Below are 14247 nucleotides of genomic sequence, written 5' to 3' on the forward strand. Positions count from 1 at the left end.
TGGCATCTTGCTCAACGTACACACCAGATCACAAGGAGTGAGTTTTCAGATACTGATAGAGAGCGCGAGCGAGCCCAGACGCCGCCCCACCTCGGTCTGCAGACGCTGTGCCGCGGGCAGCAGCCGGTCCGCCTGCTGGAGGGGCAGCGAGATGGCCATCGTGGCGGCCGTGGTGCCGACGGTGATGGGGATCGCCGCGCAGACCGTCCCCAACGCGTACTCCTGGCGCTCGGTCACCGGCGTCATCCGGCGCATGCGTTCCAGTCGCTTCAGCAGGCTGTGGCCGTCACGCACCGTGTACGCCGTGAGCGGCCGCACCGGGTAGCGGTCCAGGTGGTCACGGCGCGCGTCCTCGTCCAGCTGGGACAGCAGGCACTGGCCGATGGCGTGCGCGTGTCCCGTCTCGCGGAAGTCCGCCCACTCCTCGACCGCCGGATTGCCCGGGGTGTCGGAGACGCACATGACCTCGATCTCGCCGTCCCGGTACATGGCGTAGTACACGGGGACGCCGATCGCGTCGCGCCAGCGCGCCATGGTGTCCACCACCGTGCTGCGACGTTTCTGCTCCGCCCCGCTGCTGCTCAGCCGCTCCGCGGCCTCGCCGAGGAAGAACAGCCCTTTGTCCCGGCGCAGATACCCCTCGTGCACCAGGGTGCGCAGCAGGTGGTACGCCGTGGGCAGCGCCAGCCCCGTCTCGCGGGCCAGTTGTTTGGCGGGGGCCCCGTACTCGTGCCCGGCGACGCACTCGAGCAGGCGCATCGCCCGCTGCACCGAGCCGATCAGAGTCGCGGAGGGCGGATCGGCGGAGGCCGACGCGGGGGGTGTCCGAGGCGTCGAGCAGGGCTGCACGGGCAGGGCGTGCAGCTGAGCGAATGCGGTGTCAGCCGTGGCCAAGGGTCACTCCCGGAACGCGAGGTGGCAGCCCGTGCGGAGAACACGGGTGGGGGTGTACGCCGTTCGCGAGGTCGCCCCCGCCTTGAGTTCCGGACTCTAACCGCCGGTCACCGCTCACCGACGGCCCGTCCGGGAAACTTCCCTCGCCCGAGGGAACCGGTGGTTCCTGTTACCGCCACCGGTGTCCCACGGCTCTCACCAGTCGCTGCGCGACGACGAACTCGACATGAACTTGCGTACGACGTAGATCAGTCCGCCGACGAGCGCGACGAAGATCAGCAGCTTGAACAGCAGTCCGATCACGAACCCGACCACGCTGGCGATCAGCCCGCCGAACACGACCAGGGCGATGACCGGCACCGCGATCCACTTCACCCACCACGGCAGTCCCGTGAAGATCTCTCGCATCGCCCTTGCCCTCACCTTTCGGGGAGTCCCAGGAGTCCTGGGGAATCCTCTGATGTCCTGCCCTCGATGCTAGAGCCGCGAACGCCACGGCAGGGGCCCCGCATCCCTTGTCTCCCCCTGACCGATCCCCTAGGGAACCACGGGGCCGGGCCTCAGCTCTCCGGCGGAGAGAACACCACCAGCACCCGCAGGTCCTCGCTGATGTGATGGAACTTGTGGGCGACCCCGGCCGGCACGTAGACCACGCTGCCCCGGGCGACCTGGGTGGTCTCCATGCCCACCGTGATCGCGGCCCGCCCGCTCACCACGAAGTACACCTCGTCCTGCGCGTGCGGCTTCTGCGGGTCGGTGGTCCCCGCGTCGAGGGCGTACAGGCCGACCGACATGTTCCGCTCCCGCAGGAACTGCAGGTAGGCACCGTCGTTGGCGGCGCGCTCCGCCTCCAGTTCGTCCAGCCGGAATGCCTTCATCGCCTCGTCCGCCCCTGCCTCGCCGTTCTGGTCCGATCGCGTCTGCCACGATCAGACACATGAAGAATTTCCTAGTCAAGACGATCGCCAACGCCGGCGCCCTCGCCGTCGCCGTCTGGCTGCTCGACAAGATCACCCTGACCGGGGGCAGCACCGGGGAGAAGGCCCTCACCCTGATCGTGGTCGCCCTGGTGTTCGGCCTGGTCAACATGGTCGTGAAGCCGATCGTGCAGGTGCTGACCTTTCCCCTGTTCATCCTGACCCTCGGCCTGTTCACGCTGGTGGTCAACGCGCTGATGCTGTTGCTCACGTCGTGGGTGGCCGACAAGCTCGACGTGAGCTTCCACGTCGACGGTTTCTGGACCGCGGTCCTGGGCGGCCTGATCGTCTCGATCGTCTCCTGGGCCCTCAACGCGTTCCTGCCCGACGGGGACTGAGCCCGATGACCTACCGCGTCTGTTTCGTGTGCACGGGCAACATCTGCCGCTCCCCGATCGCCGAGGCCGTCTTCCACGCGCGCGTGGCGGACGCCGGGCTCGACGACCTCGTCGAGGCCGACAGCGCCGGCACGGGCGGCTGGCACGAGGGCGAGGGTGCGGACCCGCGCACCGTGGCCGTCCTGACGGAGCACGGTTACGGCCTCGACCACACGGCCCGGCAGTTCCAGCAGTCCTGGTTCTCCCGTCTCGACCTGGTCGTCGCCCTCGACGCCGGGCACCTGAGGGCCCTGCGACGGCTCGCCCCTATGGAACGGGACGCGGCCAAGGTGCGCCTGCTGCGGTCGTACGACCCCGCCGCCGCGGGCGGTGACCTGGACGTGCCGGACCCGTACTACGGGGGCCGGGACGGCTTCGAGGAATGCCTTGAGATGGTGGAGGCGGCGAGCACCGGACTGCTCGCCGCGGTACGCGAGCAAGTGGAAGGACGGGCGGCATGAGCGATTCCGCTACGAACGACAGGGCCGGTACGGGCACGGAGAGATCCGCTTCCGGCCCCGGTGACGGCACCCACGCGGTACGGGCCGGGCTGCCCGAACCCGTCAAGCACGAGCCCACCCTGCCCGGTCCGGTGTTCGCCGCCCACTTCCACCTGCCGGGCGACCCGACCGGCCCGTACACCTACGGCCGCGACGAGAACCCCACCTGGACACGGCTCGAGAGCGCCATCGGCGAGCTGGAGGCGCCCGGCGTGGCCGACGTGGAGACACTGGTCTTCGCCTCGGGCATGGCCGCGATCTCCTCGGTGCTCTTCTCCCAGCTGCGGGCCGGCGACACGGTCGTCCTGCCCGACGACGGCTACCAGGCGCTTCCCCTGGTCCGCGCGCAGCTGGAGGCGTACGGCATCGAGGTGCGCACCGCGCCGACCGGCCAGGACGCCCAGCTCGAGGTCCTGGACGGGGCGAAGCTGCTGTGGATCGAGACGCCGTCGAATCCCGGGCTCGACGTGTGCGACGTGCGGCGGCTCGTCGAGGCGGCCCACGCGCGCGGAGCGCTCGTCGCCGTCGACAACACCCTCGCCACGCCGCTCGGGCAGCGTCCGCTCGAGCTGGGCGCCGACTTCTCGGTGGCCAGCGGCACCAAGCAGCTGACCGGCCACGGCGACGTCCTCCTCGGCTACGTGGCGGGCCGCGACGCCGGGGCGATGGCCGCCGTACGGCGCTGGCGCAAGATCGTCGGTGCGATTCCCGGGCCCATGGAGGCCTGGCTCGCGCACCGCTCGATCGCCACCCTCCAGCTGCGCGTGGACCGGCAGGACGCCACCGCGCTCAAGGTGGCCGAAGCGCTCCGGACGCGGCCCGAGATCACCGGCCTGCGGTACCCCGGGCTGCCCGACGACCCGTCCCACAAGGTCGCCGCGCAGCAGATGCACCGCTACGGCTGCGTCGTCTCCTTCACGCTGCCCTCGCGCGCGCGTGCCGATCGTTTTCTCGACGCGCTCCGGCTGGTCGAGGGCGCGACCAGCTTCGGCGGGGTGCGGTCCACCGCGGAGCGGCGCGGACGCTGGGGCGGCGACGCGGTGCCGGAGGGCTTCGTCCGGCTCTCGGTCGGCGCGGAGGACCCGGACGACCTGGTGGCGGACCTGCTGCGCGCGCTGGACGAAACGGCGGACTGACGCCCATGCGCGACGGGCGGTCCGAGCCTCCCCCCTCGTGGCTCGGACCGCCCTCCGGTTCCGCGCGCGAAGAACCGCGCGACCAAGGCTAGTTGACTCAGTGTCAGTGTCCAATCACAGTAGCGACAGCGACCTATCGACATATTTATAGTTGGGCACGGCCGGAGGGCTGGGAAAGAACAGAAGAGGGGACGGCTTTCCGTGGATCTGGCCTTGCTCCGCACCTTCGTCACCGTGCACCGGGCCGGTTCCTTCACCCGCGCGGCGGCTCTGCTCGGCCTCTCCCAGCCCGCCGTCACCTCGCAGATCCGCACGCTGGAGCGTCAGCTCGGCCGCCCGCTGTTCCTGCGCCAGGCCCGTGGCGTGACCCCGACGACCATCGGCGACGAACTCGCCCACAAGACCGCACCGCACCTCGACGCCCTGGTGGAGATCGCCGAGACCGGACTGACGGACGACTCCTCCCTGCGGACCCTGCATCTGGCCGGACCGCCCGAGTTCACCGCCGAACGGGCCCTGCCCGCGCTCACCGAACTCACCGGCGAGGACGGCCGGGCCTTCGCCCTGCGCGCCTCGTACGCGCATGCCGAGGAGACCCTGGAGGGGCTGGCCGCCGGGCATCACGATCTGGCCATCGCCACGGCCCGTCCCCGCGGCCCGCTCCTCACGGCGACTCCGCTCTGCGACGAGGTGCACGTCCTGGTCGCCGCGCCGTACTGGGCGGAGCGTGCGGGCGTCGAGAAGCTACGTGACACCGATGCGCCCGCTCTCCAGCACGTCCCCGTGGTCGAGGTGCACGAGTCACTGCCCTTCGTCGCCCGCTACTGGGCCTCCGTCTTCGACGCCCGTCCGTCCGCGCCTGCCACTGTCGTCGTCCCTGACCTGCGTGCGGTCCTCACCTGTGCGGCAGCGGGTGCCGGGCTCGCCGTCCTGCCCCGCTATCTGTGCGCCGAGGCACTGGAGCGGGGAGAGGTCGTCGCCCTGCACGATCCGCCCGTGCCGCCGTTGCGGACGTACTTTCTGGTGGTGCGCACCGGCACATTGGCGATGCCGCACATCGCCCGGGCCCACGAGTGGTTGCTGCGCGCGGCCGCCGACTGGAACTGAGCCGACGGGCCCCGAACCGGGCGCGCGTCACGATGTTTCACGTGGAACCAGCCGGGCCACATTTCTCCCATGACCGTCCGACCCGTGGTCAAGCGCACCGCTCGCGCCGTCCTGCTGGACGGCGACCACCTGATCCTGATCAAGCGGACCAAGCCCGGCGTCGATCCCTACTGGGTCACTCCCGGCGGCGGGGTCGAGCCGGACGACAGCACCGTCGTGGACGCCCTGCACCGCGAGGTGTACGAGGAACTCGGCGCCAAGATCAGCGATGTGGTGCCCTGCTTCGTGGACACCGTCGAGCACATCGGCGAGGACGGCGGCGCGACCGGCGTGAAGGTGCAGCACTTCTTCGTCTGCCACCTGGAATCCATGGACCCGTCCCTGCGGCACGGCCCCGAGGTCGAGGAGCCCGCCGGTGAGTACGAGATCGTCAGGGTGCCGTTCTCCCGGGTCGGGATCGCCTCCGTGCACCTCGTACCGCTGTCGCTGCGGCACTACCTGGACGGCAACATCGAGGGTGTGCGGGCCCTGCAGGCTCCCGACCTCGGCTGAACCGGCATGGCCGAAAGGCCGCAGGTTCCACCGGAAAGAGGTGGACGCGGACGGCCACCGTCGGACAGCCTGACCTGCGTGCCGACACCTTTCCTCGCCTCTGCTCCGATCCGCCGTCTGACGCTCCGCGATCTCACCGCCTGCGCCGACCTGTCCGAGGACCGGGGGTGGCCGCGCGAGGAGCACAAGTGGGGATTCCTCCTCACGGCCGGAAAGGGGTACGGCATCGACGACCCCGGCGGCGGTCTGGTCGCCGCCTGCACCGTCACCGAGTACGGACCGCAGGAGCGCCCCGCGCTCGCCGGCATCGGCATGGTGCTGGTCGCCGAGCGGCACGCCCGCCAGGGCGTCGGACGCCGTCTGATGCGCCACATCGTCTCGGGCCTCGGCACCGTTCCGCTGACCCTGCACGCGACGCCGTACGGCCGGCCGCTCTACGAGGAGCTCGGCTTCAAGGTGACGGGCGGGGCGGAGATGGTGCGCGGCCGTTTCGTCCCGGGCGGGCCGGAACCGAAGGCCGCCACCCGGGCCGCCACCGCCGAGGACCTGCCCGTGATCCTCCGGCTCGACGAGGAGGTGTTCGGCGCGGATCGCACCCACATCGTCACGCGGCTGCCCGCCTTCGCCGACCAGCTGCGTGTCGCCGAGGAGGGCGGCCGGATCACCGGGTACGCCGCGGCCTGGCCCAACATGGACACCCACGTGGTGGGCCCGCTGATCGCCCGCGACACCGAGACGGCCAAGGCGCTGATCGGCTCCCTCGCCGCCGGCACCGACCGGCCCCTGCGCACGGACATCGACGTGCGGCACGAGGAACTGCTGGCCTGGGTGGAGGAGCGCGGCCTCTCCCGGATCGCCCCCAATGCGGTCATGACCCATGGGATCACCGAGCTGCCCGGGGACTGGACCCGCCGGTTCGCGCCGCTGACGGTGGCGGCGGGCTGACCCCCGGACGACCGCCACCGTCCGTGTCGGGCACCGGTCAGGCGAGCACCCGTACGGCGGCCGAGGCGAAGCCGTGGTCCTGCTCGGGCGCGCCGCCGCCCACCCCGATCGCGCCGATCAGCCGGCCCTCCCGGTGCACGGGCACGCCGCCCGCGATGAACAGCAGCGGCCGGTCGAGGGCGGTGGGCAGGGTGTGGAAGAGCCCTCCCGGCTGCACGGCGTCGACCAGGTCGGCGGTGGGAGCGTTCAGCTGGAGCGCGGTGTAGGCCTTGCGCGTGCTGGTCTCACCGGAGATCAGCACGGCGCGGTCGTCGCGCCGGAAGGCGAGCAGGTGGCCTCCCGCGTCGAGGACCGTGACACTGACGGTGACGCCGGCCGCCTCGGCGGCGCGGTGGGCCGCGGTGACGAGTTCCTCGGCGTCCTGGATCGTCAGCGGGGCGACAGCGGTGGTGCTCATGAGTCTTTCTCCTTGGTTGTGCCGAGTGGTGCGGTGCCTCAGTGGTCGTCGAGGCAGTGGTGACCACGGAGCGCGGGACGGCTCTGTCCTCGCGTCCGGGGTCCGGGGTGGCTCGTTCAGTGGTGGACGGCGGTGGCCCGGCGCTCGGCGGGCGCGGAACCCGCGACGACCGTGCCGGGAGCACTCCCGCGCCGTTCCAGGGCGGCCGAGAGGACCGCGAGGAGCAGAGCGGCGGCGGCGAGGACGGCGCCGACCCAGTTGGGAGCGGTGTATCCGAAGCCCGCGGCGATGACGACGCCGCCGAGCCAGGCGGAGAGCGCGTTGCCCAGGTTGAAGGCGCCGATGTTCACCGCGGAGGCCAGCGTCGGGGCGCCGTGGGCGTGGTCCAGGACGCGCTTCTGCAGCGGGGGGACGGTGGCGAAGCCCAGAGCTCCGATCAGGACGACGGTCGCGGCGGACGCGAACTTGTCGTGCGCGGTGAGGGTGAAGAGGGCGAGCACGACGGACAGCGCGCCCAGGGAGATGTACAGCAGGGGCATCAGGGCGCGGTCGGCGAACCGGCCGCCGACGAGGTTGCCGCCCACCATGCCGAGGCCGAACAGGACCAGCAGCCAGGTGACCGAGCCGTCGGAGAAGCCCGCGACATGGGTCATCATCGGCGCGATGTAGGTGATGGCGGCGAAGACACCGCCGAAGCCGAGGACGGTCATGGCCATCGCGAGCAGGACCTGCACGTTCTTGAACGCGGCCATTTCGTGGCGCAGCCGCACGCCCTCGGCCCTGGGCACGTCGGGGACCAGCTTGGCGACTCCGGCCAGGCCGACGACTCCGAGCGCGGCGACGACGGCGAAGGTGACCCGCCAGCCCGCGGACTGGCCGATCAGCGTGCCCAGCGGGACACCGACGACATTGGCGACGGTCAGGCCGGTGAACATCATCGCGATGGCCCCGGCCTTCTTGTGCGGGGCGACCAGACCGGCCGCCACGACCGATCCGATACCGAAGAAGGCGCCGTGGGCGAGCGAGGCGACCACCCGGCCGATGAGCATGACGGAGAAGGCGGGGGCGAGGGCGGAGAGCAGGTTGCCGACGATGAACAGGCCCATCAGCAGCATCAGCATCCGCTTGCGCGGGACCTTGGTGCCGAGCACGGTCATCAGCGGGGCGCCGACCATCACGCCGAGCGCGTACCCGGTCACCAAATAGCCGGCGGTGGGGATGGAGACCCCGTAGTCGCTCGCGACCTCGGGCAGCAAGCCCATGATCACGAACTCGGTCGTTCCGATCCCGAAGGCCCCGATCGCGAGGGCCAGAAGCGCGAGAGGCATGGAGGGGACACCTTCCAGAGCGATTGCCAGATTGATTGCAGGAGCGCTTTGCGTTCGGCCACAATAGTTGCACACGCGGGCAATATGCAAACGCCGACAATTGCGCTACTGGTCTACCCTGGTCTCAGCCGCTCCTGGACGGAGGAACCACATGACAGCGACGGACCCCGCGCTCACCGCTCTCTCCCAGGGCTGGTGCGCTCTCTCCCTGCTGCACGGGAGGATCGAGGCACACATCGAGCGCGCTCTGCAGACCGGGCACGATCTGAGCGTCCGTGAGTACTCCCTGCTCGACGTGCTCAGCCGGCAGCACGACGGCGACGGAGGGCATCTGCAGATGAAGCAGGTCGCCGATGCCGTCGTCCTCAGTCAGAGCGCGACCACCCGGCTGGTCACCCGGCTCGAGGACCGTGGCCTGCTCGAGCGCTACCTGTGCCCCACCGACCGGCGCGGCATCTACACCAACGTCACCGCAGCGGGCCTGCAGCTGCTGAACGAGGCACGGCCCACCAATGACGCAGCCCTGCGCGAGGCCCTCGACGAGGCGGCCACGAACCCCGATCTGGCCCCGCTGGTCCGGGCGGTGGAGACCCTGAAGGCTCCGGTCCCCGCCTAGGCACGTCCCAACCGGTTCTAGAGTGCGGCTATGGGAGATCTAGACATACGTCCCGCCATCGCCGAGGACATCCCGGCGATCGTCGCGATGCTGGCCGACGACCCGCTGGGCGCACAGCGTGAATCACCGGACGACCTGGGCCCGTACCTGGCCGCCTTCGAACGGCTCAGGACCGATCCGAACCAGCATCTGGTGGTGGCCGTCCGCGAAGGCCGCGTCGTCGGCACGCTCCAGCTGACGATCGTCCCCGGGTTGTCCCGGCGCGGCGCCACCCGCTCGATCATCGAAGGCGTACGCATCCACGGCGACCAACGCGGCAGCGGCCTGGGCACCCGGATGATCGAGTGGGCGATCGAGGAGTCCCGGCGCCAGGACTGCGATCTGGTGCAGCTCACCTCCGACAAGACCCGTACCGACGCTCACCGCTTCTACGAGCGGCTCGGCTTCACCGCCTCGCACACGGGCTTCAAACTCCCGCTCTGAGGACGCGGCGCTCCTCGCACGACCCCGACAGCGCGGCCCTGTTTCACGTGAAACAGGGCCGCTTCCGTACGGACGACTCCTAGCCGATCCCCCGCCACCCCTGCGGGTCCACTCCGCCCGGAACAGCGTCGCCCTCCTCGTACGGCCGGCGCGTGAAGACGAAGGACCCGAGGTCCAGGTGGCTCACGCTGCCGTCCGCGCGCCGCACCGCTCGCAGCAGCTCCCCCGCGTAGTACCCCTCGAGCCCCGTCCAGCTGCCGTCACCGTTCGCCCGGAAACGCGAACGGCGCCCCTGGCCCGACAGCGGCCCCAAGGAGACCCCTCCGTCGGGCATCAGCCGCAGGGCGAAGGCGTGGGTGCCCCAGTACCACTGCCCCGCCAACTCGAGAACGGAGGCATCGACCTCGCGCAGCGGCCGCCACGGTTCGGGGATCCGGGGCTCCGCCTCGGCGACGATGCGCACGAGGTCGGCCCCGACCCCGGCGAGCAGCGGCCCGGAGGTGCAGTTGGTCAGGACGACCGCGGCCACGTCGTCCTCCACGCCGATGGTGAGGTTGGCCAGGAATCCCGGCAGGGAGCCGGAGTGCCCCACGAGCAGCCGCCCGCCCTGGCTCTGGATCTGCAGGCCCAGTCCGTAGGCCGCACCGTCCACGACGTCCGCCGCCTCGGCCGGTGCGGCGGGCGCCCGCATCTCCCGCACGGTCTCCGCCCCGAGCACCTTGTCGTCCCCCTGCGTCAGAAAGACGGCGAACCGCGCCAGGTCTCCGGTGGTGGACCAGAGCTGTCCGGCCGGGGCCATCCGCCCCAGGTCCTCGGCGGGCTCCGCCAGCATCACATCGGCCCATGGGTGCACCGCCCAGCCACCGGCGTGCGGTGCGCTGGGCCGGGTGGCCGTACGGTCCAGTCCCAGCGGGTCCAGCACCTCCCGCTGCAGCACCTCTTCCCACGGAGCGTCCCGCACCTTCTCGACCAGGGCGCCGAGCAGTGTGTAGCCGGGGTTGGAGTAGTGATGGCGGCGGCCCACCGGGTGCAGGAGCGGCTGCTCGCCCAGCACATCGGACAGCTCGGGCCGCAGCGAGCCCGGCGTCCGCTCCCACCAGGGCGCCGGTGACTCGGCGGCCAGCCCGCCCGAGTGGGCGAGCAGTTCGGCGATCGTGGCCTCCCCCGCCCCGGTGCCCGGCAGATGCTTCTCCAGCGGGTCCCCGAGGTCGAGCAGGCCCTCGTCGCGCAGCCGGAGGACCAGGACGGCGGTGAAGGTCTTGGTGATGGAGCCGATCCGGTACTGCACGTTCTCGTCCGGACCGTGCCCGTCGACCGAGGTCCGGGCACCGTGCCACACGGTCCGTCCGCCCCGGACCACCGCCGCGACGAGCGACGGCGTACGCCCTTCGGCCTGGGCCACGGCGATCCGGTGCGTCAGCGCCCGGCGGGTGCTGGGGAGCAGCTCTTCCTGAGGTGTCGTCATGCGCCCAGTCCACCGCCCCGCGCACCGCGCGTCGAACCGATTTCCCCCGGCGCCGTGTCCAGTCACGGGGGAAACCCGTCCGACCGGCTGTCAGGTCTGTGCCATGTCCACGAAGCGGGAGTAGTGGCCCTGGAAGGCGACCGTGATGGTCGCCGTCGGGCCGTTGCGGTGCTTGGCCACGATCAGGTCCGCCTCGCCCGCGCGCGGTGACTCCTTCTCGTAGGCGTCCTCACGGTGCAGCAGGATGACCATGTCCGCGTCCTGCTCGATCGAACCGGACTCTCGCAGGTCGGAGACCATGGGCTTCTTGTCGGTGCGCTGCTCGGGGCCGCGGTTCAGCTGGGAGAGCGCGATGACCGGGATCTCCAGCTCCTTCGCCAGGAGCTTGAGGTTGCGGGACATGTCGGAGACCTCCTGCTGCCGGCTCTCGGCCCGCTTGGAGCCGCCGGACTGCATCAGCTGGAGGTAGTCGATGACGACCAGCTTGAGGTCGTTGCGCTGTTTGAGACGACGGCACTTGGCACGGATCTCCATCATCGACAGGTTCGGGGAGTCGTCGATGTAGAGCGGCGCGGCCGACACGTCGGGCATCCGGCGCGCGAGCCGGGTCCAGTCGTCGTCCGTCATCGTGCCCGACCGCATGTGGTGCAGCGCGACGCGGGCCTCGGCGGACAGCAGGCGCATCGCGATCTCGTTGCGCCCCATTTCGAGCGAGAAGATGACGCTCGGCAGGTTGTTCTTGATGGACGCGGCCCGCGCGAAGTCCAGCGCGAGGGTCGACTTGCCCATCGCGGGACGGGCGGCGATGACGATCATCTGTCCCGGGTGCAGACCGTTGGTCAGCGAGTCGAAGTCCGTGAAGCCCGTCGGCACACCGGTCATCTCACCGCTGCGCGATCCGATCGCCTCGATCTCGTCGAGCGCGCCCTCCATGATGTCGCCGAGCGGCAGGTAGTCCTCGCTGGTGCGCTGCTCGGTGACGGCGTAGATCTCGGCCTGGGCGCGGTTGACGATCTCGTCGACGTCGTCGTCGGCCGCGTATCCCATCTGGGTGATCCGGGTGCCGGCCTCCACCAGGCGGCGCAGGACCGCCCGCTCGTGCACGATCTCCGCGTAGTACGCGGCGTTCGCGGCCGTCGGCACGGTCTGGACGAGGGTGTGCAGATAGGAGGCGCCGCCGACCTTGTTGATCTCACCGCGCTTGGTGAGTTCGGCGGCGATCGTGATGGGGTCGGCCGGCTCGCCCTTGGCGTAGACGTCGAGGATGGCCTGGTAGACGGTCTCATGAGCCGGCTTGTAGAAGTCGTGGCCCTTGAGGATCTCGACGACGTCGGCGATGGCGTCCTTGGACAGCAGCATGCCGCCGAGGACGGACTGCTCGGCGTCCAGGTCCTGCGGCGGCACCCGCTCGAAGGCGGCACCCCCGCCGTCCCACCCGTTGTTGTCCGCGCCCCGCTCGTGCTGCTCGTCCCGGCTGCGGCCGCCCTCGCCGCGACGGCGGGAGGCAGGCAGACGATCACTGGGACCGCTGTCGGCCCACGGGTCGTCCAAGGGCTCGGAAATGCTCACCGAGCCACCTCCTCCCGTCCGCCGAGCGGACCTCGCCGTGCCCCTCATTTCTACGGCACGGCACTGACAAATAAGACGCCCAACTCCGGTTCTGGCGCGTCGGTTTTGTGACGGTTCACCAACCGACGGACGGAGCGGGCGCCGGACAACCGTAGGCCTGCGGGCACCGTCAGCCAATCTGGTTATCCACAGGCCATGTGGACGACGGGCCAGATGCTGTGGAGAACTCCGCCAAACCTGTGCACGACCCGGTGGACAGCCCTGTGAACAAGCCCGCAACCCGGCCCCAGAAACCCTTCTGAACTGCAGCTTTACCATCCACCGCCTGTGCAGAAGAAAAACTTGCCCAGTCGGACCAAGATCCTTTCGAGCCGTGCCCAGAAGCACACGGGGTGAGAGCGCAAGTAAGGGTCGTCAAAGCTTTGCATCTCTTACCTGTGGACGATTAGATTGGTGCTCATGACACAGGCCCCCGTGCGCACCCGGACCGTCCGGCGCCGGCACGACCGAGAGATCGTCGCGCTGGCAGTCCCGGCCTTCGGCGCACTCGTCGCCGAGCCCCTTTTCGTCATGGCCGACAGTGCCATCGTCGGCCATCTCGGCACCGCACAGCTCGCCGGACTCGGCATCGCCTCGGCCCTGCTCACCACAGCCGTCAGCGTCTTCGTCTTCCTCGCCTACGCCACCACCGCGGCCGTCTCCCGTCGCGTCGGCGCGGGCGACCTGCAGGCAGCGATCCGCCAGGGGATGGACGGCATCTGGCTCGCCCTGTTGCTCGGCGCCGCCGTCATAGCGGTGGTCCTGCCCACCGCCCCCTCCCTCGTAGAACTCTTCGGCGCCTCCGAGACCGCGGCTCCCTATGCCACCACCTATCTGCGCATCTCCGCCCTCGGCATCCCCGCCATGCTCGTCGTGCTCGCCTCGACCGGTGTACTGAGAGGACTGCAGAACACCCGCACTCCCCTCTACGTGGCCGTGGCCGGCTTCATCGCCAACGCCGTCCTCAACGTCGTGCTCGTCTACGGCGCCGGTCTCGGCATCGCGGGCTCCGCCTGGGGCACCGTCATCGCCCAGTGCGGCATGGCCGCGGTCTATCTGTGGGTGGTCGTCCGCGGAGCACGACGACACGGCGCCTCCCTGCGCCCGGACCTGGCAGGGATCAGGGCTTCCGCTCAGGCCGGGATGCCGCTGCTCGTGCGCACGCTCTCCTTGCGGGCGATTCTCATGATCGCGACGGCGGTGGCGGCCCGGCTCGGCGACGCCGACATCGCCGCGCATCAGATCGTCCTGTCCCTGTGGAGCCTGCTCGCCTTCGCCCTCGACGCCATCGCCATCGCCGGGCAGGCCATCATCGGTCGCTATCTCGGCGCGGACGACGCCCAGGGAGCACGTGATGCCTGCCGCCGGATGGTGGAGTGGGGCATCGCTGTGGGAGTCGTACTGGGTCTGCTCGTGGTGCTGTCCCGTCCGGTGTTCCTGCCCCTGTTCACCGGCGACTCCACGGTCAAGGACGCTGCCCTGCCCGCGTTGGTGATCGTGGCCCTCGCACAGCCGATCTGCGGCGTGGTCTACGTCCTGGACGGTGTCCTCATGGGTGCGGGCGACGGCCCCTACCTGGCCTGGGCCATGCTGTTGACCCTGGCGGTCTTCACTCCCGCGGCACTGCTCGTCCCCACACTGGGCGGTGGGCTCACCGCCCTGTGGGCCGCCATGACACTGATGATGGCGATGCGCCTGGTGACGCTGTGGCTGCGCACCCGATCGGGTCGTTGGATCGTCACAGGAGCGACGCGCTGAACGTTTCACGTGAAACGAAGAGGGGCCGCATCCCCCCGACGGGA

Annotated in this window: 16 protein-coding genes; 9 read left to right on the plus strand and 7 right to left on the minus strand. The window is 70.4% G+C overall.

Annotation, left to right across the window (positions count from 1 at the left end):
• Positions 1-45 precede the first annotated feature (45 nt).
• The 3 genes from K7854_RS04065 to K7854_RS04075 form a co-directional block, all read right to left on the minus strand.
• Positions 46-759 (minus strand): IclR family transcriptional regulator, encoded by a 714-nt coding sequence (locus K7854_RS04065; protein WP_372481001.1) that lies wholly within the window; start codon positions 757-759, stop codon positions 46-48.
• A gap of 330 nt (positions 760-1089) precedes the next feature.
• Entirely contained in the window at positions 1090-1302 is a 213-nt protein-coding gene (locus K7854_RS04070) for a DUF5326 family protein (protein WP_127891968.1), read from the minus strand.
• A 152-nt stretch (positions 1303-1454) separates the two neighbouring features.
• On the minus strand, positions 1455-1772 hold the full coding sequence (locus K7854_RS04075) for a cupin domain-containing protein (protein WP_003975009.1): 318 nt from the start codon (positions 1770-1772) through the stop codon (positions 1455-1457).
• Between the two features lie 59 nt (positions 1773-1831).
• Here K7854_RS04075 and K7854_RS04080 point away from each other — a divergent pair, with 59 nt between their 5' ends.
• From K7854_RS04080 to K7854_RS04105, 6 genes are all read left to right on the plus strand, one after another.
• On the plus strand, positions 1832-2209 hold the full coding sequence (locus tag K7854_RS04080) for a phage holin family protein (protein WP_127891969.1): 378 nt from the start codon (positions 1832-1834) through the stop codon (positions 2207-2209).
• Between the two features lie 5 nt (positions 2210-2214).
• On the plus strand, positions 2215-2709 hold the full coding sequence (locus K7854_RS04085; protein ID WP_226024963.1) for a low molecular weight protein-tyrosine-phosphatase: 495 nt from the start codon (positions 2215-2217) through the stop codon (positions 2707-2709).
• The gene (locus tag K7854_RS04090) at positions 2706-3884 is read left to right on the plus strand and encodes a cystathionine gamma-lyase (RefSeq protein ID WP_226024964.1); all 1179 of its coding nucleotides are present in this window, start codon (positions 2706-2708) and stop codon (positions 3882-3884) included. The genes K7854_RS04085 and K7854_RS04090 overlap by 4 nt, the downstream gene beginning before the upstream one ends.
• 201 nt (positions 3885-4085) lie before the next feature.
• Complete coding sequence (locus tag K7854_RS04095; RefSeq protein WP_226024965.1) at positions 4086-4991, plus strand: LysR family transcriptional regulator; 906 nt, start codon at positions 4086-4088, stop codon at positions 4989-4991.
• A gap of 69 nt (positions 4992-5060) precedes the next feature.
• Positions 5061-5543 (plus strand): NUDIX domain-containing protein, encoded by a 483-nt coding sequence (locus tag K7854_RS04100; RefSeq protein ID WP_226024966.1) that lies wholly within the window; start codon positions 5061-5063, stop codon positions 5541-5543.
• A gap of 78 nt (positions 5544-5621) precedes the next feature.
• Positions 5622-6488 carry a GNAT family N-acetyltransferase gene (locus tag K7854_RS04105; RefSeq protein WP_226024967.1) on the plus strand — a complete coding sequence of 289 codons (867 nt, stop codon included), beginning with the start codon at positions 5622-5624 and terminating at the stop codon, positions 6486-6488.
• Positions 6489-6525: 37 nt separating this feature from the next.
• On the opposite strand, the gene K7854_RS04110 is transcribed toward K7854_RS04105, so the two are convergent.
• Both K7854_RS04110 and K7854_RS04115 read right to left on the minus strand, forming a co-directional pair.
• Positions 6526-6945 carry a GlcG/HbpS family heme-binding protein gene (locus K7854_RS04110; RefSeq protein WP_159324918.1) on the minus strand — a complete coding sequence of 140 codons (420 nt, stop codon included), beginning with the start codon at positions 6943-6945 and terminating at the stop codon, positions 6526-6528.
• Positions 6946-7061: 116 nt separating this feature from the next.
• The gene (locus tag K7854_RS04115; RefSeq protein ID WP_226024968.1) at positions 7062-8273 is read right to left on the minus strand and encodes an MFS transporter; all 1212 of its coding nucleotides are present in this window, start codon (positions 8271-8273) and stop codon (positions 7062-7064) included.
• 151 nt (positions 8274-8424) lie between these two features.
• On the opposite strand from K7854_RS04115, the gene K7854_RS04120 reads away from it, so the two are divergent.
• Together K7854_RS04120 and K7854_RS04125 are read left to right on the plus strand one after the other, a co-directional pair.
• On the plus strand, positions 8425-8889 hold the full coding sequence (locus K7854_RS04120; RefSeq protein WP_226024969.1) for a MarR family winged helix-turn-helix transcriptional regulator: 465 nt from the start codon (positions 8425-8427) through the stop codon (positions 8887-8889).
• Positions 8890-8919: 30 nt separating this feature from the next.
• Positions 8920-9372 carry a GNAT family N-acetyltransferase gene (locus tag K7854_RS04125; RefSeq protein WP_226024970.1) on the plus strand — a complete coding sequence of 151 codons (453 nt, stop codon included), beginning with the start codon at positions 8920-8922 and terminating at the stop codon, positions 9370-9372.
• Between the two features lie 79 nt (positions 9373-9451).
• Here K7854_RS04125 and K7854_RS04130 read toward each other — a convergent pair whose 3' ends face one another.
• Both K7854_RS04130 and dnaB read right to left on the minus strand, forming a co-directional pair.
• Positions 9452-10837 (minus strand): serine hydrolase domain-containing protein, encoded by a 1386-nt coding sequence (locus tag K7854_RS04130; RefSeq protein ID WP_226024971.1) that lies wholly within the window; start codon positions 10835-10837, stop codon positions 9452-9454.
• A gap of 90 nt (positions 10838-10927) precedes the next feature.
• A complete protein-coding gene (gene dnaB / locus K7854_RS04135) occupies positions 10928-12406 on the minus strand; it encodes a replicative DNA helicase (protein WP_226024972.1) in 1479 nt (492 codons plus the stop codon).
• Positions 12407-12865: 459 nt separating this feature from the next.
• Here dnaB and K7854_RS04140 point away from each other — a divergent pair, with 459 nt between their 5' ends.
• Positions 12866-14203 carry an MATE family efflux transporter gene (locus K7854_RS04140; protein WP_226024973.1) on the plus strand — a complete coding sequence of 446 codons (1338 nt, stop codon included), beginning with the start codon at positions 12866-12868 and terminating at the stop codon, positions 14201-14203.
• Positions 14204-14247 lie beyond the last annotated feature (44 nt).

It is taken from the genome of Streptomyces hyderabadensis, assembly GCF_020404845.1.
In the GTDB taxonomy this organism is placed as follows: domain Bacteria; phylum Actinomycetota; class Actinomycetes; order Streptomycetales; family Streptomycetaceae; genus Streptomyces; species Streptomyces hyderabadensis.

Bases quoted from the DNA above. Each gene is read 5' to 3' on its own strand.
- K7854_RS04090 (WP_226024964.1), top strand. From the start codon at position 2,706: ATGAGCGATTCCGCTACGAACGACAGGGCCGGTACGGGCACGGAGAGA.
- K7854_RS04100 (WP_226024966.1), top strand. From the start codon at position 5,061: ATGACCGTCCGACCCGTGGTCAAGCGCACCGCTCGCGCCGTCCTGCTG.
- K7854_RS04130 (WP_226024971.1), bottom strand. From the start codon at position 10,837: ATGACGACACCTCAGGAAGAGCTGCTCCCCAGCACCCGCCGGGCGCTG.
- K7854_RS04110 (WP_159324918.1), bottom strand. From the start codon at position 6,945: ATGAGCACCACCGCTGTCGCCCCGCTGACGATCCAGGACGCCGAGGAA.
- K7854_RS04140 (WP_226024973.1), top strand. From the start codon at position 12,866: ATGACACAGGCCCCCGTGCGCACCCGGACCGTCCGGCGCCGGCACGAC.
- K7854_RS04115 (WP_226024968.1), bottom strand. From the start codon at position 8,273: ATGCCTCTCGCGCTTCTGGCCCTCGCGATCGGGGCCTTCGGGATCGGA.
- K7854_RS04085 (WP_226024963.1), top strand. From the start codon at position 2,215: ATGACCTACCGCGTCTGTTTCGTGTGCACGGGCAACATCTGCCGCTCC.
- K7854_RS04125 (WP_226024970.1), top strand. From the start codon at position 8,920: ATGGGAGATCTAGACATACGTCCCGCCATCGCCGAGGACATCCCGGCG.
- K7854_RS04080 (WP_127891969.1), top strand. From the start codon at position 1,832: ATGAAGAATTTCCTAGTCAAGACGATCGCCAACGCCGGCGCCCTCGCC.
- K7854_RS04070 (WP_127891968.1), bottom strand. From the start codon at position 1,302: ATGCGAGAGATCTTCACGGGACTGCCGTGGTGGGTGAAGTGGATCGCG.
- K7854_RS04065 (WP_372481001.1), bottom strand. From the start codon at position 759: ATGCGCCTGCTCGAGTGCGTCGCCGGGCACGAGTACGGGGCCCCCGCC.
- K7854_RS04120 (WP_226024969.1), top strand. From the start codon at position 8,425: ATGACAGCGACGGACCCCGCGCTCACCGCTCTCTCCCAGGGCTGGTGC.
- K7854_RS04075 (WP_003975009.1), bottom strand. From the start codon at position 1,772: ATGAAGGCATTCCGGCTGGACGAACTGGAGGCGGAGCGCGCCGCCAAC.